At 72.5% G+C, this 20,755-nt stretch carries 18 protein-coding genes; 7 read left to right on the top strand and 11 right to left on the bottom strand.

All coding sequences use genetic code 11. The features are described from left to right. Positions 1-53 precede the first annotated feature (53 nt). Positions 54-656: a hypothetical protein gene (locus tag ACIP89_RS04030; protein ID WP_401922459.1), complete on the bottom strand. Its 603-nt coding sequence runs from the start codon at positions 654-656 to the stop codon at positions 54-56. A 138-nt stretch (positions 657-794) separates the two neighbouring features. On the opposite strand from ACIP89_RS04030, the gene npdG reads away from it, so the two are divergent. After that, positions 795-1,505 (top strand): NADPH-dependent F420 reductase, encoded by a 711-nt coding sequence (npdG, locus tag ACIP89_RS04035; RefSeq protein WP_389219740.1) that lies wholly within the window; start codon positions 795-797, stop codon positions 1,503-1,505. A 95-nt stretch (positions 1,506-1,600) separates the two neighbouring features. Continuing rightward, positions 1,601-1,777, top strand: a complete 177-nt coding sequence (locus tag ACIP89_RS04040) for a hypothetical protein (protein WP_401922462.1) — start codon at positions 1,601-1,603, stop codon at positions 1,775-1,777. A gap of 9 nt (positions 1,778-1,786) precedes the next feature. Here the strand turns inward: ACIP89_RS04040 and ACIP89_RS04045 are convergent, their stop codons facing one another. Next, positions 1,787-2,584: a site-2 protease family protein gene (locus ACIP89_RS04045; protein WP_401922465.1), complete on the bottom strand. Its 798-nt coding sequence runs from the start codon at positions 2,582-2,584 to the stop codon at positions 1,787-1,789. 203 nt (positions 2,585-2,787) lie between these two features. Between ACIP89_RS04045 and ACIP89_RS04050 the strand changes: the two genes are divergently transcribed. Continuing rightward, a complete protein-coding gene (locus tag ACIP89_RS04050; RefSeq protein WP_402113488.1) occupies positions 2,788-6,186 on the top strand; it encodes an AfsR/SARP family transcriptional regulator in 3,399 nt (1,132 codons plus the stop codon). Between the two features lie 16 nt (positions 6,187-6,202). On the opposite strand, the gene ACIP89_RS04055 is transcribed toward ACIP89_RS04050, so the two are convergent. From ACIP89_RS04055 to panB, 3 genes are all read right to left on the bottom strand, one after another. Continuing rightward, entirely contained in the window at positions 6,203-7,060 is an 858-nt protein-coding gene (locus tag ACIP89_RS04055; protein ID WP_024489906.1) for an ABC transporter permease, read from the bottom strand. Further along, complete coding sequence (locus ACIP89_RS04060; RefSeq protein WP_402112888.1) at positions 7,057-8,067, bottom strand: ATP-binding cassette domain-containing protein; 1,011 nt, start codon at positions 8,065-8,067, stop codon at positions 7,057-7,059. The genes ACIP89_RS04055 and ACIP89_RS04060 overlap by 4 nt, the downstream gene beginning before the upstream one ends. 121 nt (positions 8,068-8,188) lie before the next feature. Next, on the bottom strand, positions 8,189-9,064 hold the full coding sequence (panB, locus tag ACIP89_RS04065) for a 3-methyl-2-oxobutanoate hydroxymethyltransferase (RefSeq protein WP_401922472.1): 876 nt from the start codon (positions 9,062-9,064) through the stop codon (positions 8,189-8,191). A gap of 187 nt (positions 9,065-9,251) precedes the next feature. Between panB and ACIP89_RS04070 the strand changes: the two genes are divergently transcribed. The 4 genes from ACIP89_RS04070 to ACIP89_RS04085 all read left to right on the top strand — a co-directional run bounded on the left by ACIP89_RS04070 (position 9,252) and on the right by ACIP89_RS04085 (position 14,277). Next, complete coding sequence (locus tag ACIP89_RS04070) at positions 9,252-10,868, top strand: DHA2 family efflux MFS transporter permease subunit (RefSeq protein WP_402112889.1); 1,617 nt, start codon at positions 9,252-9,254, stop codon at positions 10,866-10,868. An 83-nt stretch (positions 10,869-10,951) separates the two neighbouring features. Next, positions 10,952-11,632: a TetR/AcrR family transcriptional regulator gene (locus ACIP89_RS04075; protein ID WP_402112891.1), complete on the top strand. Its 681-nt coding sequence runs from the start codon at positions 10,952-10,954 to the stop codon at positions 11,630-11,632. Between the two features lie 190 nt (positions 11,633-11,822). Further along, on the top strand, positions 11,823-12,866 hold the full coding sequence (locus ACIP89_RS04080; protein ID WP_401922478.1) for an endonuclease/exonuclease/phosphatase family protein: 1,044 nt from the start codon (positions 11,823-11,825) through the stop codon (positions 12,864-12,866). A gap of 166 nt (positions 12,867-13,032) precedes the next feature. Beyond that, positions 13,033-14,277, top strand: a complete 1,245-nt coding sequence (locus ACIP89_RS04085) for an MFS transporter (protein ID WP_401922480.1) — start codon at positions 13,033-13,035, stop codon at positions 14,275-14,277. 130 nt (positions 14,278-14,407) lie between these two features. Here the strand turns inward: ACIP89_RS04085 and ACIP89_RS04090 are convergent, their stop codons facing one another. From ACIP89_RS04090 to ACIP89_RS04115, 6 genes are all read right to left on the bottom strand, one after another. Further along, a complete protein-coding gene (locus tag ACIP89_RS04090; RefSeq protein ID WP_402112894.1) occupies positions 14,408-16,162 on the bottom strand; it encodes an NAD+ synthase in 1,755 nt (584 codons plus the stop codon). Between the two features lie 91 nt (positions 16,163-16,253). Further along, positions 16,254-17,849 (bottom strand): multicopper oxidase family protein, encoded by a 1,596-nt coding sequence (locus tag ACIP89_RS04095; protein ID WP_402112896.1) that lies wholly within the window; start codon positions 17,847-17,849, stop codon positions 16,254-16,256. 85 nt (positions 17,850-17,934) lie between these two features. After that, on the bottom strand, positions 17,935-18,408 hold the full coding sequence (locus ACIP89_RS04100; RefSeq protein ID WP_402112898.1) for a hypothetical protein: 474 nt from the start codon (positions 18,406-18,408) through the stop codon (positions 17,935-17,937). A 152-nt stretch (positions 18,409-18,560) separates the two neighbouring features. After that, positions 18,561-18,986, bottom strand: a complete 426-nt coding sequence (locus tag ACIP89_RS04105; RefSeq protein ID WP_024489914.1) for a CBS domain-containing protein — start codon at positions 18,984-18,986, stop codon at positions 18,561-18,563. A 138-nt stretch (positions 18,987-19,124) separates the two neighbouring features. After that, positions 19,125-19,874 carry a DUF305 domain-containing protein gene (locus ACIP89_RS04110; protein WP_402112900.1) on the bottom strand — a complete coding sequence of 250 codons (750 nt, stop codon included), beginning with the start codon at positions 19,872-19,874 and terminating at the stop codon, positions 19,125-19,127. Further along, positions 19,871-20,557 carry a DUF3105 domain-containing protein gene (locus tag ACIP89_RS04115; RefSeq protein WP_401922493.1) on the bottom strand — a complete coding sequence of 229 codons (687 nt, stop codon included), beginning with the start codon at positions 20,555-20,557 and terminating at the stop codon, positions 19,871-19,873. Before ACIP89_RS04115 ends, ACIP89_RS04110 begins: the two co-directional genes overlap by 4 nt. Positions 20,558-20,755 lie beyond the last annotated feature (198 nt).

Genomic DNA, 20,755 nt, shown 5'->3' on the forward strand with positions numbered 1-20,755 from the left:
GTGGTCGGGGCAAACGCGTTTCCGAAACCGGCGGGGGGCCGCCCCCCGCCCCCTCACCAGCGCGGCGGCGGGGGAGCCGTCAGCTGGTCGGCCAGCCGGGACAGCCGGTCGCGGAAGCGCCGCCGGCCACGCCGCACGGGCGCGCCGTTCTCCCCGGCCGCCGCGCTCACCAGGTGCTGGACCGTGTCCAGGTCCACCTCGTCGCCGCCCGCCACGGACAGCGCCTCGTGGGCCAGGCCCCGGACCTCCGGATCGCCGTTGTCCAGCGAGAGCACCGTCGCCCCTGCCCGCCGCGCGTCGTGCACCCGCTCCAGCAGGCCCTCGCCCGGCGGCCTGGGCGCCACCAGGAGCAGCGTCTCGCCCCGCCCGGCCGCCTCGATCCTGCCCAGGCCCACCGCCAGGTGGGCCGGATCCCCGGGCGCCACCCGGTGCCGTACCAGCGTGGGCGCCAGCTCGGGCAGCCCCGACCAGGCGGACTCGTCGACCAGGTGCGCGGCCAGATGCCACGGCTCGTACTCCTCGCTCCCCACCAGCAGGAGCCCGCCGCCGTGCGGGACGACGGACGAGCGCAGGGTCCCGGCGAACCGCCGGGTGGCGGCCGGCCACTCCGTCCCGGCGAGCACCTCACGCAGCAGCGCCACACGTACGGCATCCATGGCCCGGCATCCTGCAGCACATCCCGGGGCCCGTGCGGGGGGAACGGCCGCGGACCACCCGAACGGGGCCGGGTGCGTGATCCGGATCGCGGTCCGGCGACAGGGCGGCCCCCAGGGCCTGGAAGTACTGTCGGGGCCATGACTACGAATGACAGCGGCAGCGCGCCCAAGCCCCCGGCCAAGGACCCCTGGGACCTTCCCGACGTGTCCGGCCTGACCATCGGCGTGCTCGGCGGCACCGGTCCGCAGGGGCGCGGACTGGCCTACCGGTTCGCCCGCGCCGGACAGCAGGTCGTCATCGGCTCCCGCGCGGCCGACCGCGCGCAGACGGCCGCGGAGGAGATCGGCCACGGCGTCCGGGGCGCGGACAACGCCGGATGCGCCCGCGACAGCGACGTGGTGATCGTCGCCGTGCCGTGGGACGGGCACGCCAAGACCCTGGAGTCGCTGCGCGAGGAACTCGCCGGGAAGCTCGTCATCGACTGCGTCAACCCGCTCGGCTTCGACAAGAAGGGCGCCTACGCCCTGAAGCCGGAGGAGGGCAGCGCCGCCGAACAGGCCGCCGCCCTGCTGCCGGAGTCCCGGGTCACCGCCGCCTTCCACCACCTCTCCGCCGTGCTGCTCCAGGACGAGGCGGTCGAGGAGATCGACACCGATGTGCTGGTGCTGGGCGAGGCCCGCGCCGACACCGACCTCGTCCAGGCACTGGCCGGCCGGATCCCCGGAATGCGCGGCATCTTCGCGGGACGGCTGCGCAACGCCCACCAGGTCGAGTCGCTGGTCGCCAACCTGATCTCGGTCAACCGCCGCTACAAGGCACACGCGGGGCTGCGCACCACCGACGTGTGAGCCGCACCGCCGGGGCCGCACCCCGCTCAGGGCGGACCGGGGCATGGGGGACACTGGAGGGGACCGCGCACCACCCCCCGACAGGAGCCCACCCCATGCCCCGCCTCGCTCTCTACGCCGTAGCCGTCTGCGTACTCGCCGTCGTCGCGGCCGTGATCTCCTTCGTGCAGGGCAGCTGGCTCCTCGGGGTCCTCTGGGTGCTCCTGGTCGGCCTCTCGTCCAACATGGCCTGGTACTACCTGCGCCGCCGGCGCGCGACGCGGAACGCGTAGGGGCCGTCCTCAGCCGTTCAGCGAGCAGATCTCGTTCCGCGTCTGCCAGAACCGGTAGGCGTCGAGGCCGCAGTACGTGTCGAAGTCGCTGACGCCGAGTGACCGCAGCAGCGCGTCGACCGCGTCGAAGAACGCCGCGTTCACCCCGGGGACCCACAGCAGGGCGAAGACGGCGATCAGCCCGAACGGGGCGAACGGCTCCACCTGGCGCCGCACCGAGGGGGAGAGCCAGGGCTCGATCACCCCGTAACCGTCCAGACCCGGCACCGGTACGGAGTTCAGGATCGCCGCCGTCACCTGGAGCAGCGCCAGAAAGCCCAGCGCGTACCGGAAGGCGTCCGGTACGCCGCTCAGCGCGTCCAGCCAGAACGGCGCCGTGCACACGATCGCGAACAGCACGTTGGTCAGCGGGCCCGCCGCCGAGATCAGACTGTGCCGCCAGCGGCCGCGGATCCGGCCGCGCTCGATGAAGACCGCACCGCCCGGCAGACCGATCCCGCCCATGATCACGAACAGCACCGGCAGCACGATGCTCAGCAGGGCATGGGTGTAGCGGAGGGGATTGAGCGTGAGATATCCCTTCGCGCCGATCGAGATGTCGCCGCTGTGCAGCGCGGTCCTGGCGTGGGCGTACTCGTGGAGGCAGAGCGACACCACCCAGGCGGCCGTGACGAAGAGGAACGTGGCGAACCCCGGCTGATCCGCGAAGTCCGTCCACACCGCCCAGCCGGACACCGCCGCGACGGCGGCGATCCCGAGGAAGACCGGGCTGATCCGCCGGTCGCTGCGCTTTGTTGCGGTGGTCATCGGCGGCTCCTGGTGGCTGCGGGGAGGATCGGGAGCGGGCGGGCGGCGAGCCCCGACCGTACAGGCGACACGGCCAGAACGCCTGGCATCCTGCCGGTGGTTCCGTAAAGGGTGGGGGCATGACAGGCAGCACGGCGGACGGCCCGCCCGCATCCGGCCGGGCCGCGGTCCCGCTTCCGGCCCCGGTCACGGAGAATGGGCACGTGCGCTACAGCATCCTCGGTACCACCCAGGCACTCCGCGACGACGGCACGGCCGTCGCCGTCGGCGGGGCGCGGCTGCGCGCCCTGCTCACCGTCCTCGCGCTGCGGGCCGGCCGGACGGTGCCCGCCGCCGTGCTCGTCGACGAGGTGTGGGACGGGGACCCGCCCGCCGACGCGCCGGGCGCCCTCCAGGCGCTCGTGGGCCGGCTCCGGCGGGCGCTCGGGCACGCGGCGGTCGCCTCGGCGGAGAACGGCTACCGGCTGGCCGCGGAGCCGGACGCCGTCGACCTGTACCGCTTCGAGCGCCTCGCGGGGGAGGGGGCGCGGGCCCTGGAGGAGGGCGATCCGGCCGAGGCCGTCGGCGTCCTCGACGACGCGCTGGGCCTGTGGCGCGGACAGGCCCTCGCCGACCTGCCCGACCGGCACGCCGAGGCGTCCCGCTGGAACGCCCGCCGGCTCGACGCCCGCCGCACCCGGCTCACCGCCTCGCTGGCCCTCGGCCGGGCCGGGCAGGTGCTGCCGGAGCTGGCGGCGCTCTGCGGCGAGCACCCCCTCGACGAACCGCTCCAGGCGCTGCGGCTGCGCGCCCTGCGCGACGCCGGACGCACCGCCCAGGCGCTGGCCGCGTACGAGGAGGTGCGCACCGTGCTGGCCGACCGGCTGGGCGCCGATCCCGGCGCCGAACTGAGGTCCCTGCACGCAGAGTTGCTCCGCCAGGAACCGGTGCCGCCGGTCATACCCGAGGCCGCGGCGGCGCCCGCCGCGGCCTCCGGGCCCCGCACGGCCCCGGGGCGTGCGGCCACCGCCCCCGGCCGTCCCGCCCCGGTCCCCGCCGTCGTCGCTGCGGCCCCGCCCGGCAACCTCCGGGCCAGGCTCACCAGCTTCGTCGGCCGGGAGGGCGATATCGAGACCCTGCGCGGCGACCTCGCGGAAGCCCGTCTTGTCACCCTGCTCGGCCCCGGCGGCGCGGGCAAGACCCGGCTCTCCCAGGAGGCCGCCGAATCCGTCGATCCCGCCACCTGGCCGGACGGGGTCTGGCTGGCCGAGCTGGCCCCGGTCGAAGAGCCGGAGGCGGTCCCGGAGGCCGTCCTCACCGCGCTCGGCGGCCGCGAGACCGTGCTGCGCGGTGCGGGCGCGGAAGAGCTCAGGGCCGTGGAACGGAGCAGCGGAGCCGAACCGCTCGCCCGGCTCACCGAACACCTCTCCGGGCGCCGCGTGCTGCTGCTCCTGGACAACTGCGAGCACGTCATCGAGGCCGCGGCCGCCCTCACCGACCACCTGCTGGCCCGCTGCCCCGGGCTCACCGTGCTCGCGACCAGCCGTGAACCCCTCGGTGTGCCGGGCGAGTTCGTCCGGCCCGTCGATCCGCTGCCCGACCCGATGGCGCTGCGCCTGTTCGCGGACAGGGGCGCCGCCGCACTGTCCGGATTCCGGGTCGACGCGGACGAGCGGACGGCGGCCGCCTGCGCCGAGATCTGCCACCGCCTGGACGGGCTGCCGCTCGCCATCGAGCTGGCCGCCGCCCGGCTCCGGATGCTCACCCCGCGCCAGATCGCCGACCGGCTGGACGACCGCTTCCGGCTGCTCACCGGCGGCAGCCGCACCGTACTGCCGCGCCAGCAGACCCTGCGGGCCGTCGTCGACTGGTCCTGGGACCTCCTGGACGGCCACGAACGCACCGCCCTGCGCCGGCTGTCGGTCTTCTCCGGCGGCTGGACCCTGGCCGCCGCCGAGGCCGTCTGCGCCGACCGCCCGGACGACGCGCACGATGTCGCCGCGGTGCTCGGCTCACTCGTCGACAAGTCGCTCGTGGTCGCCGCACCCGCCGCGGACGGCCGGATGCGCTACCGCCTCCTGGAGACCGTCGGCGAGTACGCCGCGGAACGGCTCGACGAGGCGGCGGAGCGGGACCCCGTGGAGCGCCGGCACCTGGTGTTCTTCCGGGAGCTGGCCCGTACCACCGATCCCGGGCTCCGGGGCGCCGGGCAGCTCGCCGCGATCGAACAGTTCGGATGCGAGTACGAGAACCTGCGCTCCGCCCTGCGGCACGCCGTCGCCGCACGGGACGAGCAGGAGGCGCTCTGCATGGTGCTCTCGCTCTCCTGGTACTGGCACATACGCGATCTGAGCACCGACGCCCTGCACTGGGCCGACGCCGCCGCGGACCTCGGCCCCGATCCGTTCGCCCCGCCCGGCAGCCCCGCGCCCTCCCTGCACGAACGCTGTATCGACGCGCCCCCGCCGATGAGCCCCGAGCTGCTCCAGGAGGCGCGGCGCCAGGTGTCGCTCGTCCGGATGGCCAGCTCGGACAACGGCATGGACGAGTGGACGAGCGTCGACAGCATGGCGCGGCTGCGCACCATCGCGCACACCTACCGGTCGGGCCAGCCGCAGACCTGCCGCTTCCCGGCCTCGCTCTGGTTCTTCGCGGTGCTGGTCACCAGGGACATGAGCGCGGTGCGTGACCTGCTGGAGGAGACGGTCCGGGCCGCGCGGGGCCTCGGCTACGAGTGGGAGCTGGCCTCGGCGCTCCAGATGCGCGCCAACGTGCTGGCCAACCGGCTCGACTGGGCGGGCGAGGCCCGTGCGGACGCCGACGAGAGCCTGGAGATCTTCGTCCGGCTCGGGGACGACTGGGGTGTCGCGGAGGCGCTCTCCTCGCGGGGCGAGGCCAACGAGAAGCGGGGCGACTACGGCCGGGCGGCCGAGGACTACGTGGCCGCGATCGGCTATGCGGAGAAGATCGGCGCACGGGCCCAGGTGTCGGTGCTCCGCACCCGGTACGCCTCCGCCCTGACCGAGCTGGGCCGTGGCCCGGAGGGCGAGGTCATCCTGCGGGAGGTGCTCGAAGAGACGTGGCACGTGGGGCACGGGGCGAAGTCCTTCGCCCGGCTCTTCCTGGCCATGTGGCTGGGGCGCTCCGGCCGTACCGGCGAGGCCCGCGCGCACCTCGCCGCGCTGTGCGAGGAGTTCACGGCGGAGACCGAGGCGGTCTTCCACGGTTTCGTGGTGGGCGCCGTGGCCTGGCTGGACACCATCGAGGGGCGGTACGCGGACGCCCTGGACCGGAGCCGGGAGGCACTGGAACGGTCCGACGACCCGCTGACGCAGATGGTGGCGCCGCACATGGCAGCGACCCACCTGGTCACCGCCGCGCGGGCGCTGGGCGGCCTCGGCGGGAAGCGCGGCGCGGCCCTGGCGGTCCGGCTGCTGGCCGCCTGCCGGGACCTGCTGCCGAGCGGGCACGTGCCGACGGCGATGGAGCGGGAGAACCACGAGGCGGCCGAGGAGCTGGTGCGGGCCGTGCTCGGGGACACCGCCTTCGAGGCCGCGTACGCCGGGAGCGGCGGCCTCTCCGTGAAGGAGGCCGCCGCTCTCGTCGAGGCGTACCGGAACTGAACCCGGCCCGCCGGGGTCAGGACTTCTTGCGGAACTTGGACACCGCGATCGGGGCCATCACCGCGGTGATGGCGACGGTCCAGCCGAGCGTCAGCCAGACCGAGTGGCCGAGCGGGCCGCCCATCATCAGGCCGCGGGCCGAGTCGGCCAGGTTGGAGAGCGGGTTGTAGTCGGTGAACGCCTGGAGCCAGCCGGGCATCGTCTGCGGCGGGGCGAAGATGGAGGAGCCGAACTGGAGCGGCATCATGACGAGCATCCCCATTCCCTGGACGGCCTGTGTCGTCTTCAGGCTCAGTCCGAGCAGGATGAAGATCCACATGATGGCGGCGCCGAACGCGGCCGCCAGGCCGATCGCGCCGATCAGCCCGAGCACCGAACCGTGCAGCTGCATGCCGAGCGCGAAGCCCATGCCCAGCAGGATCAGCGTGGCGACCATCATCCGGCCGAGCTCGACCACGATCTTGGCGATGAGTACGGACGAGCGGGCGATCGGCATGGTGCGGAACCGGTCCATGACCCCCTTGCGGAAGTCGTCGTTGACACCGCTGCCGACGGCCATGGCGATGTTCATGCCCATCATCGCCATCAGGCCGGGGATCAGGTAGTTCAGGTACTCCTGCCGGCCGCCGCCCATGCTGCCGCCGACGGAACCGCCGAAGACGTACACGAACAGCAGCACGAAGATCACCGGCATCAGGAGCGCGTCGAACATCGACTCCGGATCCTTCTTGATCTGGAGCAGATTGCGCCGCACCAGCGCACCGATGTGCCGCAGGTTGTTCCGCAGTCCTATCCCGCCCTCGTCGTGGACCGGGGTCGCCGGGGCGGCGGACGTCGTGCCGGTGGGGGTGGGCGTCAGAGTCGTCGTGCTCATGCCGCGACCTCCTGGGGAATCGTCTCGGTGACGGTGGCCTTGCCGCCGGTGATGGCGAGGAACACCTCGTCCAGGCTGGGCAGCGCGGTGGCGACGTGCGCCAGCGAGAAGCCCCGGGTGCCGAGCAGGCCGATGACGGCGGTCAGCTGCTCGTCGCTGAGGATCGGTACGTACAGCAGTCCCTCGTCGGGGACGGCCTGCGCGCCCGCGACGCCGTCGAGACCGGTCTCGCGCAGGGCCTGCGCCATCGCGGCCAGTTCGGCCGGGTCCGAGGGGCGGATCTGCAGGGTGCGGCCGCCGACCTTGGCCTTCAGCTCGTCGACACCGCCGCGGGCGATGATCTTCCCCCGGTCGATGACGGTCAGCTCGCTGGCGAGCTGCTCTGCCTCCTCCATGTACTGGGTGGTGAGCAGCACGGTCGCCCCCTCCGCGACCATCCTCTGCACCTCGTCCCAGACCTCGTTGCGGGTGCGGGGGTCGAGCCCGGTCGTCGGCTCGTCCAGGTACAGCACGGCCGGGCTGCCGATCATGGAAGCGGCCAGGTCCAGCCGGCGCCGCATGCCGCCGGAGTAGTCCATGGCGGCCTTCTTCGCCGCGTCGGTGAGCGAGAAGCGCTCCAGCAGCTCGTCGGCGCGCGACCGGGCCTTCCTGCGCGGCAGGTCGAGCAGCCGCCCGATCATGTAGAGGTTCTCCCAGCCGGAGAGCTTCTCGTCGACCGAGGCGTACTGCCCGGTCAGGCCGATGGTGCGGCGGAGCGCGCGGGGCTGCTTCACCACGTCGTAGCCGGCCACGACAGCGTGTCCGGCGTCGGGCAGGATCAGGGTGGACAGGCAGCGTACGAGCGTGGTCTTGCCGGCGCCGTTGGGGCCGAGCACGCCGAGGACGGTGCCCTCGCGTACATCGAGGTCCACGCCGTCCAGAGCCTTGGTCGAGCCGTAGTGCTTGACCAGTCCCCGTACCTCGACGGCGTTTCCGCCGCTCCTGGGGTTCTTGTCGATTCGCGTCATGTCCACTATCAGAACAGCGGCTACCGACAGGCCGCCGACAAGCGGCCGACAGCCCGCCGACGGGGGAAGCCGGCGGGCTGTCGGTGGTGCCGGAGGCGGTCGTCCGGCCGGTGGGGTCCGGTCAGTGGAAGGTGTGCTCCGGCGCCGGGAAGGTGCCGCCGACGACCTCGTCCGCGTACGCCTTGGCGGCGTCACCGAGGATCTGGCGCAGGTCGGCGTACTGCTTGGTGAAGCGCGGCACCTTGCCGCCGGTCAGCCCGACCATGTCGGTGTAGACCAGCACCTGGGCGTCGGTTTCCGGACCGGCGCCGATGCCGATGGTCGGGATGTGCAGGATGCGGGTGACCTCGGCGGCCAGCTCGGCCGGTACGAGCTCCAGGACGACGGCGAACGCGCCCGCGTCCTGTACGGCCTTGGCGTCGCGCAGCATCTGCTGGGCGGCCTCCTCGCCGCGGCCCTGCACCCGGTAGCCCATCGCGTTGACGGACTGCGGGGTCAGGCCGATGTGGGCCATCACCGGGATGCCGGCGTCGACCAGGAGCTTGATCTGCTCGTGGCTGCGCTCGCCGCCCTCCAGCTTGACCGCGCCGACCCCGGACTCCTTGATCAGCCGGGTGGCGTTGCGCAGGGCCTGGACCGGGCCCTCCTGGTAGGCCCCGAAGGGCAGGTCGGCGACGACGAGGGCGCGCTTGGTGCCCCGTACGACGGCGGCGGACAGGATGGCGATCTCATCCATCGTGACGGGCACGGTGGTCTCGTAGCCGAGGTGACAGTTGCCCATCGAGTCGCCCACGAGCATGACCGGGATACCGGCCTCGTCGAAGACGGACGCGGTCATCGCGTCGTAGGCGGTGAGCATGGGCCACTTCTCGCCGCGCTCGGTGGCGGCGGCGATGTCGTGGACGGTGACGCGGCGGTTGCTCTTTCCTCCGTACAGCGCCTTGCTGCTGTCGGCGGGGGGTGTGGCGGACTGGTTGTGCGCAGCCTGAAGCGACATTGCCAACGGCTCCTTCGTCATCTCGAGGCGCCCTGACGGCGTCCCCGGATCCCTTCCATGGTGGCATCCCGGAGCCGGTCACGGGAAGTGGGCCCGCGCACCCGGCCGGCACGGAGTGCCTTGTCACCCGGTAAAGACTTTCCAATACGAGACGGTCTCGTATCGAAATGAGGTTAGGCTCTCCTCCATGTCCATACCGTCCGGCGCTCCCGCCGTCGTGCCCCAGGTCCCGGAGGCGGTCCACCGCCGCCGCTGGGCGATTCTCGTTGTCCTGATGTTCAGCCTGCTCATCGTGGTGCTGGACAACTCGATCCTCAACGTCGCCGTCAAGACGATCGCTTCCCCCGCACCCACCGGACTGGGGGCCACCCAGAGCGAGCTGGAGTGGGCGATCAACTCCTACACCCTCGTCTTCGCCGGACTGCTCTTCACCGCGGGACTGCTCGGTGACCGCGTCGGGCGCAAGAAGATGCTGCTCCTGGGCATCGTGCTCTTCGGTATCGGCTCCGCCTTCGCCGCCATGTCCGGCTCGCCCGGCGAGCTCATCGCCTGGCGTGCCGTGATGGGCTTCGGCGCCGCCTTCGTGATGCCGGCCACCCTCGCCGTCCTGATGAACGTCTTCGAGCGCGACGAGCAGCCCAAGGCGATCGGCATCTGGGCGGGCAGCGTCGGCCTCGGCATCGCGATCGGCCCGATCACCGGCGGCCTGCTCCTCGAACACTTCTGGTGGGGCTCGATCTTCCTGGTCAACGTGCCCGTCGTGATCATCGCGCTGATCGCGATGCTGATCCTCGTACCGGACTCCAGGGACCCGAAGCCGGGCCGCCTGGACCCGGTCGGAGTGGTGCTCTCCATCATCGGCCTGGTGCTGCTGGTGTACGGGATCATCCGCGGCGGCGAGCTGGCCGACTTCACCGACGTCTCGGTACTCCTGCCGGTCATCGGCGGCCTCGCCGTCCTGGCGGTGTTCGTCCTCCACGAGAAGCGCAGCGCCAGCCCCGCCATCGACATCACGTACTTCAGGAAGCCGGCCTTCTCCGCCGCCGTCGCCGCCATCGCGCTGGTCTTCTTCGCCCTGATGGGGGTGACGTTCTTCTCCGCCTTCTACATGCAGAGCGTGCGGGGCTGGAGCGCCCTGCAGTCCGGGCTGCTGATCCTGCCGCTGGCCATCGCCCAGATGGTCTTCGCGCCCAGGGCCCGGCTGGTGGTCGCGCGGTTCGGTGCCCGTGCCGTGTGCACCGTCGGCATGCTGCTGGTCGCGGCCGGTCTCGCGGCGTTCGCGCTGTTCGACGCCGACACCCCCGTCTGGCTGATGTGTGTGGTCTTCTTCGTGCAGGGCACCGGCATGGCCCATGTGATGCCGCCGGTCACCGTCGCCGTCATGCAGGCGCTGCCGCGCGAGAAGGCCGGCTCCGGCTCCGCCGTCAACAACACGTTCCGGCAGGTCGGCGGCGCGCTCGGGATCGCCGTCCTCGGCTCCGTGCTCTCCGCCGTCTACCGCGGCGACATCGAGAGCCACCTCGGGGCGCTCCCGGCCGCCGCCAGGGACACCGCGGCGGAGTCGATCGAGGCGACGCTCGGCATCGCGGAGAAGATGGGACCGAAGGGCGCCCCGCTGGTCGCCGCCGCACACGACGCGTTCCTCGGCGCCATGCACGTCACGGCCATCAGCTCGGCCTTCGTCGCCCTCCTCGGGGCCATCGTGGTCGCGCTGTTCCTGCCGGGCCGGACGCCCGCCGCGCAGGCGCCCGCCGCGAACGGCGCCCAGGACGATCCGGCGGTGCCCGCGCCCTCCGCACGGTGACGCCGGAACGGACCGGTCCCGGGAGGAGGCCGCCGGGACCGGTCCGTTCGGGGAGAATCGGGGGCAGCGAAAGGTGGTTTCACGTGCAGGCTCAGGCAGCGGACCGGGACGAGCAGGCCCCGGGCGAGCGCGACCGCACCCCCGGCGAAGAGCAGGAACCCCGCCGAGGGCGTCCGCGCAGCGCGGCGGCCGAGCGGTCCATCCTGGACGCCGTCGTCGGACTGCTGGAGGCCGGCGAGCCCCTCGCGGGCCTGTCCATCGAGCGGATCGCCCGCACCGCCGGGGTCGGCAAGGCCACCATCTACCGGCGCTGGACCGACAAGGAGGAGCTCTTCGTCGACGTCCTGCGCGACATCGAGCCCACGGAGCCCGACGTCTCCGGCACGGGGGGTCTCGGGGACCTGCGCGTCCTGCTGGAGTCGATGCGCAGGCGCGGACTGGCCCAGCGCTCCTCCGTACTGCTGCACAACGTCTTCGCCCAGATGAAGAGCCACCCCCGGCTCTGGGCCGAATACCAGTGCACCGTGATAGCGCCACGCCGGGCCGCCATGCTCGCGGCCGTCCGGCGGGCCGTCGAGTCCGGTGAGCTGCGCGACGACACGGATGTGGAACTGATGGACGACCTCTTCGTCGGCCCCATGCTCGTACGCACCATCCACCGGCCCGACGCACCGCTGCCGGAGGACCTCGCCGACCGCATCATCCAGCTGCTGGTCGAGGGGGTCGCGCCGCGGCCGCCGGGCGGCGCCGCCCGGCGGGGATGACGCGCCCGGACCCCCACGCGTGTGATCGTTCTGTCACAAGCCCCCGCAGACCGCCTCCGGCCGGAACTGGCCGCGCCCCCTCGTTCGTCCTGGTGGCAGTACGGCCGTCGTCGACGGCGGGAATCGCGTCGCTCATCGCCTAGGGTCGTGGGCGCGGCGATGTGCACGGCAAGGCAGTGAGGACAGCGCGATGGTGCAGGCGTACAGGGCGGACACCGGAAACGGCGGCGGAGGACCGCAGCCCACCGGCCCCCGCTTCCGGGACCTGCGCGACAGACTGAGCGACAGACTGGTCCGGCTGGCCCGGGACCGGGGCGTCTGGCGGCGCGGACTGGTCCTGGCCGGCTGCTCGCTGGTGCTGACCTTCGTCATGCTCCTGCACTCCCACATCCCGAACACCATCGGCAACCTGGGCAGCCTCACCGAGACGTTCCTGCCGTGGATCGCCCTCTTCGTACCGGTGCTGCTCGTACTGGGCCTGGTGCGGCGCTCCGCGACCGCGCTGATCGTGCTCCTGCTGCCGGTCATCGTCTGGTTCAACGTGTTCGGCGGACTGCTCACCGACAAGTCCGGCGGCGGCGGCGACCTCACCGTCGCCACCCACAACGTCAACGCGGACAACGCCGACCCCGCGGGCACCGCCCAGCAGGTCGCGGGCTCCGGGGCCGACGTCATCGCCCTCCAGGAACTGCCTGCCGGCAAGGTGAAGACCTACGAGTCGGCGCTCGCCGACCGCTTCCCGTACCACTCGGTACAGGGCACCGTCGGGCTGTGGAGCAAGTACCCGATCAGCGACACCCGCCCGGTGGACATCAAGATGGGCTGGGTCCGCGCCATGCGCACCACCGTCGCCACGCCCAGGGGGAAGGTCGGCTTCGTCGTCGCGCATCTGCCCTCGGTACGGGTCAAACTGCACGCCGGATTCACCGCGAACCAGCGCGACCAGAGCGCGGACGCGCTCGGTGAGGCCATCGCGGACGAGGGACTCGGCCGGGTCGTCCTGCTCGGAGACCTCAACGGCACGATGAACGACCGCTCGCTCAACGCGGTCACCTCCCAGATGCGCTCCACCCAGGGCGCGGCCGGCGACGGCTTCGGATTCAGCTGGCCCGCCTCGTTCCCGATGGCCCGGATCGACCAGATCATGGTGAAGGGCGTCGACCCGGTGTCGTCCTGGACGCTGCCCGCGACGGACAGCGACCACCTCCCGATCGCTGCCCGCGTCAAGCTCTGAGCCGTACCGGGCCGGGACGCCCCTGACCGCCGTCCGGTCACGGTCCGTTTACCTCCCGGCATAAACCATCTGAGAGTATTTGTTCCGATCAGGGACCGAGGCCGACCGGCGAGGGAGCCGGCCCGCCGTCGCGCGCTCCGCCCCCCCTTCGGAAAGGTCTCTCCTCATGCCCCTGGCCCTGCTCGCACTCGCGGTGAGCGCCTTCGGCATCGGCACCACGGAGTTCGTGATGATGGGCCTGCTGCCCGACGTCGCGGACGACCTCGGCACCTCCGTCCCCACGGCGGGCTATCTCGTGTCGGCCTATGCGATCGGCGTGGTGCTCGGCGCCCCGCTGCTCACCGCCCTCGGCTCGCGCGTCCCGCGCAAGCGGATGCTCCTGCTGCTGATGGCGCTCTTCACCGTCGGCAACCTCGCCTCCGCGCTCGCCCCCGGCTTCGGCTGGCTGATCGCGGGCCGGATCCTGGCCGGGCTGCCGCACGGCGCCTTCTTCGGCGTCGGCGCGGTCGTCGCGGCCCGGCTGGTGGCCGAAGGGCGCCGGGCGCGGGCCGTGGCGACGATGTTCCTCGGCCTGACCGTCGCCAACATCGTCGGGGTGCCCGCCGCCACGCTGCTCGGCCAGCACCTCGGCTGGCGGGCCACGTTCCTGGTGGTCGCGCTGATCGGGCTGGGCGCGATGGCGGCGCTGGCCCGGCTCGTCCCGCAGATCCCGGTCGAGGCCCACCAGGACGTCCGCCGCGAGCTGCGGGCCCTGGGCAACCGGCAGGTGCTGCTCGGACTGCTCACCGCCGTCTTCGGCTTCGCCGGGGTCTTCGCCGTGTACTCCTACCTCTCGGCGATGACGACAGAGGCGATGGGCTTCGGGGAGTCCTCCGTGACGCTGGTGCTGGCGCTCTTCGGCATCGGCATGACGCTGGGCGCGCTCGCCGCGGGCCCGCTCACGGACCGGGCACTGCGTCCCACGCTGTACGGATCGCTGGGCGCGCTCGCGGTCGTCCTGGTCGTCTTCCCGTTCGCCGCCCATGTGCGGTGGGCCGCGCTGGTGATGGTGGTGCTGCTGGGCGGGGTCGGCTTCATGACGACGACGCCGCTGCAGATGCTCGTCATGAACAAGGCCAAGGACGCCCCGACCCTGGCGTCCGCCTCCAACCACTCCGCGTTCAACCTGGCCAACGCGGGTGGCGCCTGGCTGGGCGGCATGGCCATCGCGGCGGGCTGGGGCTGGACGTCCCCGGCCCCGGTCGGCGCGGTCCTCGCCGTGGCGGGCCTCGCGGTGGCGGTCACCGCGGGCGTCCTGGACCGCGACCGCGCCCCGTCGAGGGTGGTGGCCAGGGCCACGCCGGCAGCCGAGCGGACCCCGGCACCGTCCGGGCGACGGGCCCCGGCACCATCGAGCCCGTCCGGCGATTGAGGGCACCACGGGCCACCGGCCCGGACGCGCACCGGGCAACGGCCGCCCGGCAAGAACAAGCCCGTCCGGCGATCGAGGACACCCCCCCGCCGGACGGGCCCGAAGCCGCAGCCGTACCCCACCCCCGGCGTCAGCCGGACTCGCGCCACCGGTTGGTGATCGGCAGCCGCCGGTCCTTGCCGAAGCCCTTGGGCGAGATCTTCGTGCCCGGCGGATACTGCCGCCGCTTGTACTCCGCCGTGTCCACCATCCGCAGCGTCTTCGCGACCAGCGCCGCGTCGAACCCGGCGGCGACGATCGCGTCGAGCCCCTGGTCCCGGTCGACGTACAGCTCCAGGATCCGGTCCAGCACGTCGTAGTCCGGCAGCGAGTCCGTGTCGACCTGTCCGGGGCGCAGCTCCGCGCTGGGCGGCTTGGTGATGGAGGCCTCCGGGATCGGCGGGGTCTGCCCGCGCTCCTCCGCGGCCCGGTTGCGCCACTTCGCCAGCCGGAAGACCGCCGTCTTGTAGACGTCCTTGATCGGCCCGTACGCACCGACCGAGTCCCCGTAGAGGGTCGAGTAGCCGACCGCCAGCTCGGACTTGTTGCCCGGTGCCAGGACGATCTGGCCCTCCTGGTTGGAGACGGCCATCAGCATCGTGCCGCGCAGCCGCGACTGGAGGTTCTCCTCGGCGAGACCGGTGAGCCCCAGAGAGCCCATGTACGCGTCGAACATCGGCTCGATCGGTACGGTGCGGAAGTTCAGCCCGGTGCGCCGCGCCAGCTCGGCCGCGTCGCCCTTGGAGTGGTCGGAGGAGTACTTCGACGGCATCGAGATGCCGTAGACGTTCTCCGCCCCCAGCGCGTCGCAGGCGATCGCCGCGACCAGCGCCGAGTCGATCCCGCCGGACAGCCCGATGAGCACGCTGCTGAAGCCGTTCTTCGCGGCGTACGCGCGCAGCCCCACGACGAGCGCGGAGTACAGCTCCTCGTCGTCGTCGAGCCGGTCCGCGTAGCCGCCGGCCAGCTCCGCTTCGTACGGCGGCAGCGGCTTCTCGGAGAGGACCACGTGGTCGACGCGCAGCCCGTCGTTGACCACGCCGGAGGGCGCGTCGGCGGCGGCGGCCGGCAGGTCGAGGTCGATGATCACGCTGCCTTCGGCGAACTGCGGCGCTCGGGCGATGACCTCGCCCCGCTTGTCGACGACGATCGAGTCGCCGTCGAAGACCAGCTCGTCCTGGCCGCCGATCATCGCCAGGTAGGCCGTCGTGCAGTCGGCCTCCTGGGCCCGCTTGCGGACCAGTTCGAGCCGGGTGTCGTCCTTGTCCCGCTCGTAGGGCGAGGCGTTGACCGAGAGCAGCAGTCCGGCCCCGGCGGCCCGCGCGGCCGGCACCCGGCCGCCGTCCTGCCAGAGGTCCTCGCAGATGGCGAGCGCGACATCGATCCCGTGCACCCGCACGACGGGCATCGAGTCGCCCGGCACGAAGTACCGGAACTCGTCGAAGACGCCGTAGTTCGGCAGGTGGTGCTTGGCGAAGTTCAGCGCGATCCCGCCGCGGTGCAGCACCGCGGCGGCGTTGCGCGGGGACCCGGCGGGCTGGCCGTAGCGCGGCGCGGCGAACTCGGAGCGGTCCAGGTATCCGACGACGACCGGCAGCTCCCCGAAGCCCTCCTCGTCGAGACGGGCGGCGAGCGCGCGCAGCGCGTCCCGCGACGCCTCGACGAAGGAGGACCGCAGGGCCAGGTCCTCGACGGGGTAACCGGTCAGCACCATCTCGGGGAACGCCACCAGGTGGGCGCCCTGCTCGGCGGCGTGCCGGGTCCAGTGGAGGATCGCCTCGGCGTTGCCGGCGAGGTCACCGACGGTCGAGTCGATCTGATTCAGTGCGAGGCGTAGTTGAGGCACGCCGCCCAGTGTAATCGTCTGACTGACGCGATGTCCTGGCGGGCCGCGCGAAAGGCCCGGCGGCCCGACTGACGGGCCGCCGGGTGGCCGGTCAGCTCCGGTAGCCGACGACCGTCATCATGCCCGCCTCCGCGTGGTAGAGGTTGTGGCAATGGAGCATCCACAGCCCCGGGTTGTCCGCGTCGAAGTCGACCGTGAGCGTCTGCCGGGGCAGCACGACCGCGGTGTCCTTACGGGCCCCGGACGCGTTCCCGGCCAGCGCGAAGGTGTGCCCGTGCAGATGGACGGGGTGCCACATCGAGGTCGCGTTGCGGAACTCCAGCCGGACCCGCTCCCCGGCCTTCACCGGATGCCGCTGGTCCGCGCTGTACGGCTTCCCGTCGAACGCCCAGTCGTACGCGGCCATGGACCCGGTCAGCCTGATCCGCACCGTCCGGTCGGGCGTCCGGCCGGGCAGCGCCACGGACGCGTCCGGAGCGAGCCTGTCCGCGGTCACCAGCCGACCGTCCAGCTCCTTCGGCCGGACCGCGGCACCGGGCGCCGCCCCGCCCCCGGTCCGCAGCAGCGCCATCGCGGAGGCCTGCTTGCCCTCGGCCAGCGCGGTCAGCGGGAACACCCCGTCCCCGGCGGTCACCAGCACGTCGTACCGCTCGCCCATGCCGAGCAGCAGGGCGTCCGCCGTGGTGTGCCGGACCGGGAAGCCGTCGGTGTGCGTGACCGTCATCCGGTGGCCGCCGAGCGCGACGCGGAAGGCGGTGTCGGCGCCCGCGTTGATGATCCGCAGCCGGATCCGGTCGCCGGGCCGGGCGCGGAAGGCGGCCGGATCCTGCGGGGTGCGGCCGTTGACCAGGTAGTACGGGTAGCCGACATCGCCCGCGTCGCCGCCGAGCAGCTTGCTGGTGGCGCCCATCAGCATGCGCGAGGGTCCGGTCCCGGCGCCGGCCGAGGGCATGTCCTGCATGGTGTGCCCACCGTGGCCCTTGGTGAGTTCCTGGAGCACCGCGTCGGGGGTGGAGCCGTCCACCCCGTCGAGCCAGTCGTCCAGGACGACGACCCACTCCTTGTCGTACGCCAGCGGCTCCTTCGGGTCCTCGACGATCAGCGGCGCGTACAGCCCGCGGTCCAGCTGGACGCCGGAGTGCGGGTGGAACCAGTACGTGCCGGGGTCCGGCACGGCGAACCGGTACGTGAAGTCCTGGCCCGGCCCGATCGCCCGCTGGGTCAGCCCGGGGACCCCGTCCATGTCGTTGCGCAGGGCGAGCCCGTGCCAGTGCGCCGAGGTCGCCTGCGGAAGGTGGTTGGCGAGGGTGAGGGCGAGCGTGTCACCCGCGGTGACCCGCACCTCCTTGCCGGGCAGCCGGTCCCCGTACGCCCAGGTGCTGACGGTGTGTCCGCCGCCCAGGTCGAGCCGGGACGGGGTGGCGGTGAGGGAGACCTCGCGTACGGGACCGGAGCCCCGGCGCTTCTCGGCCGCCGCGACCTCGGGGCCTTCGGGGGTCACGTAGCCCTCGGGGGCCGCCGTGCCGGACGGCCCGGCCTGGTCCATGCCGTCGTGGTCCATGCCGGCGTGGTTCGTTCCGGAGTGGCCGGTGGACGTGCCGCCGTCGGAGCAGGCGGCGAGAACTCCGGTACCCGCGAGGGCGACCGATGCGCCGAGCAGGGCGCGGCGGGTGTGCTGAGCGGACATGACTGAGTGCACCTCAAAGATGTTGTCGGTGTGCGGAAAGGCGGACGGAGCGCGAGGCGCCCCGGGCGGGGGCGCGGTCGCCCGCCTATATCCGCAGTACCGACAGACCCGTGAGGACGGCCTTACGGGGCCGTGGCGGGGGAGGGGGCCGTGGCCTCCACGGCGCACGGGCCGGGGAGATGCCCGGAACGCGGTCCACGGGCCGCCGCGCCATCATGAGCGCGGCGAGCAGGGCGAGGCCCCAGACGGAGAGCACGGCGAGGCAGACGGCCATCGGGTCCATGCCCCCCATCGGCGCCGGACGGCCGTGGCGCGGGTGATCCAGCTGCGTGGTCCCTGTGGCCTGCGGGCGCTCCGGGCGTGAAGCGGCCGTCGCGTCCATGGCCATCGCGCCCACACCCGTCGCGGCGGCGGTCATCGAGTGCGAAGCAGCCGTCTCCGCGGCACCCTGCCCGCCGTGCTCCGCCGGGTGACCGACCGTGTGCATGGTGAAGATCCCGAAGAGCAGCGCGGCGAACAGCAGCAGCTGCCCGTACCTCGCACTCCTCGTCCCGAACATGGCGGCCACCCTACCCCTACCGGGTATATGAACGACGGTGGCCCGTCACCCCGCGCGGCGGAGGACGGGCGCGTCGGGCCGCATCCCATCGGGCTGTACACCGGCGGCCGTACGTCGTCGGCCGTAGGCCGGCGGGCCGTGAGCCGGGCGGGTCAGTTGCGGGAGTAGACCTTCTCGGCCCAGCCGGCGATCTGGTCGTCGGAGAGGTGCTGCGCCAGATCGGCCTCGCTGATCATGCCGATCAGCCTCTTGTTCTCCACCACGGGGAGCCGCCGGATCCGGTGGTCCTGCATCTCGTGCAGCACGTCCTCCACCTCCGCGCCCGCGTCGATCCAGCGCGGCGTGCCCTGCGCGAGGTCGCCCGCGGTCACCTTCGACGGGTCCTTGCCCATCGCCACGCAGTCGACCACGATGTCGCGGTCCGTGAGGATGCCGATCATCCGGTCCTGGTCGCCCTCGGCCGAGATGGGCAGCGCGCCGACCTTGTGCTCGCGCATCAGCTGGGCGGCGCGGTCGAGGGTCTCGTGCGCCGGGATCCAGGTGACGCCGGTGTGCATGATTTCCTTGGCGGTGGTCATGGGGGACTCCTCCTGCGTGCCGGTGGGCACTGCTCTACGACCCCGAGCGAACCCATCGTGAGGGGTCCGTTCGGGGTACGCGAGCGCTATCACCCATTCGGGTGCACTTGAGGCGCGACGGAACCGTGACCGTGCCGGTCAGCCGCGGGGTGCGGCCCCGCGTTCGGCCAGCATCTGCGCCATCGCGTCCAGCTCGGACCGCTGGGCATCGACCATGCCCTGGGCGAGCCGCCTCTCCGCCTTCACGGCACACAGGTCCGCGCAGCCGCGCGCCATGTCGATCCCGCCCTTGTGGTGGTCCGTCATCAACTGGAGATACAGGATCTCGGCCTGCTTGCCACTGGCCTCGCGGAGCCGGCCGAGCTCGGTGCGGGTGGCCATGCCGGGCATCAGGGACCCGTCATGGGCCTGATAACCGCCGCCGTGCCCCGACATCCCCGACATCCCCGACTTCCCCTCCATCCCGTCCATGTCATCCATGTCGTGCCCGGCGTGCTGCCCGGCCATCCAGGCCATCGGCTCCTGCCCGGCGGACACCTTGGGGAGCTCCCACAGATCGAGCCAGCCGAGCAGCATGCCCCGCTGGTTGGCCTGCGTGTTGGCGATGTCGTACGCGAACCGGCGCACGTCCTCGTCCCGCGTACGGTCCCGGACGATGAAGGACATCTCCACGGCCTGCTGGTGGTGGACCGCCATATCGCGGGCGAACCCGGCGTCCGCCGAGTCCGTCGCGGGCGTGCCCGGGGCGGACCCGGCGGCGCTCACGTGCTCGCCCGCCCCGTCGTCCCGGGCGGAGGCCACGGTCGCGGCGCCCGCGAACAGCACCGCGAGCGCCACGGCGGAACCTGCCACCCAGCGGGTGCGCCGGGTGCGTTCCGTACCCGTCACGGGGCCTCCAGTCCGCCGGTGCACGCCGCGCCCGGCTCGGGCGTCTGCGGCCCCTGCACATACGCGGAGAAGAACTGTGCCACCCGGGGGTCACCGGCGCCGTCCACCGTGAGCTGCTTGCCCCAGGCACTCAGCATGATCGGGGCGGCCTGGTCCTGGTACGGGCTCATCAGCGAGTACGGGGTCTTCCCGACCCGCTCGGCGAGCCGGGCCACGTCCGCGGCCGGGGCCTCGTCCGTGTACGTCACCCACACCGAACCGTGCTCCAGCGAGTGCACGGCGTTCATGTCGGGGATCGCCTTCTTGTATACCTCCCCGTCGCAGTTCATCCAGACGGGGTTGTGGTCACCGCCGACCGGGGGCTTCATCGGGTACGTGACGGTCTTGGTGACGTGGTTGCGGGTCAGCTTCTTCGCGTCCCAGGTCTTCTCGCCCTCGATCCCGCCGCCGGCCGCGTCCTTCCCGTCCGCCCCGGGCTGCTCCGACGCCTTCGCGTCCGTGGACTTCTGGTCCGCGGAGGCCTCGGACTTGTCGAGCAGCGTGTAGCTGCCGAAGGCGACGAGACCTGCGACGACGACGGCGCTGAGGCTTATGGCCACCACACGGTTGCGGCGGTCCCGCGTGCGGTCGGCGTTGCGCATCCGCTCTGTGCGCGTCCTGCGGTCGTGGCTCTCGTGGCTCATGTCGTGGGTCCTTCTGCGAAGGGGCGATGAGGGTCTGGAACGGGTCGTGCATACGGTGCGCGCAGGGCGGTTGCCGGGCTGCCGCGTCCCGTGCGCACCATGGCCGACGATCGTAGTGGGTGGCCGAGTGCTCCATCTCACGTCGTGTGCGTAATCTGGGTGAAATCCCGGGTCGTGATACTGGCAGTGTCTCCCCTA

Origin of the sequence: Streptomyces sp. NPDC088730, from assembly GCF_044751215.1 — a bacterium.
GTDB lineage: Bacteria > Actinomycetota > Actinomycetes > Streptomycetales > Streptomycetaceae > Streptomyces.

Excerpts from the sequence above, each read along its gene's own strand:
- ACIP89_RS04030 (WP_401922459.1), bottom strand. The coding sequence starts at position 656 with ATGGATGCCGTACGTGTGGCGCTGCTGCGTGAGGTGCTCGCCGGGACG.
- npdG (WP_389219740.1), top strand. The coding sequence starts at position 795 with ATGACTACGAATGACAGCGGCAGCGCGCCCAAGCCCCCGGCCAAGGAC.
- ACIP89_RS04040 (WP_401922462.1), top strand. The coding sequence starts at position 1,601 with ATGCCCCGCCTCGCTCTCTACGCCGTAGCCGTCTGCGTACTCGCCGTC.
- ACIP89_RS04045 (WP_401922465.1), bottom strand. The coding sequence starts at position 2,584 with ATGACCACCGCAACAAAGCGCAGCGACCGGCGGATCAGCCCGGTCTTC.
- ACIP89_RS04055 (WP_024489906.1), bottom strand. The coding sequence starts at position 7,060 with ATGAGCACGACGACTCTGACGCCCACCCCCACCGGCACGACGTCCGCC.
- ACIP89_RS04060 (WP_402112888.1), bottom strand. The coding sequence starts at position 8,067 with ATGACGCGAATCGACAAGAACCCCAGGAGCGGCGGAAACGCCGTCGAG.
- panB (WP_401922472.1), bottom strand. The coding sequence starts at position 9,064 with ATGTCGCTTCAGGCTGCGCACAACCAGTCCGCCACACCCCCCGCCGAC.
- ACIP89_RS04070 (WP_402112889.1), top strand. The coding sequence starts at position 9,252 with ATGTCCATACCGTCCGGCGCTCCCGCCGTCGTGCCCCAGGTCCCGGAG.
- ACIP89_RS04080 (WP_401922478.1), top strand. The coding sequence starts at position 11,823 with ATGGTGCAGGCGTACAGGGCGGACACCGGAAACGGCGGCGGAGGACCG.
- ACIP89_RS04085 (WP_401922480.1), top strand. The coding sequence starts at position 13,033 with ATGCCCCTGGCCCTGCTCGCACTCGCGGTGAGCGCCTTCGGCATCGGC.
- ACIP89_RS04095 (WP_402112896.1), bottom strand. The coding sequence starts at position 17,849 with ATGTCCGCTCAGCACACCCGCCGCGCCCTGCTCGGCGCATCGGTCGCC.
- ACIP89_RS04100 (WP_402112898.1), bottom strand. The coding sequence starts at position 18,408 with ATGTTCGGGACGAGGAGTGCGAGGTACGGGCAGCTGCTGCTGTTCGCC.
- ACIP89_RS04105 (WP_024489914.1), bottom strand. The coding sequence starts at position 18,986 with ATGACCACCGCCAAGGAAATCATGCACACCGGCGTCACCTGGATCCCG.
- ACIP89_RS04115 (WP_401922493.1), bottom strand. The coding sequence starts at position 20,557 with ATGAGCCACGAGAGCCACGACCGCAGGACGCGCACAGAGCGGATGCGC.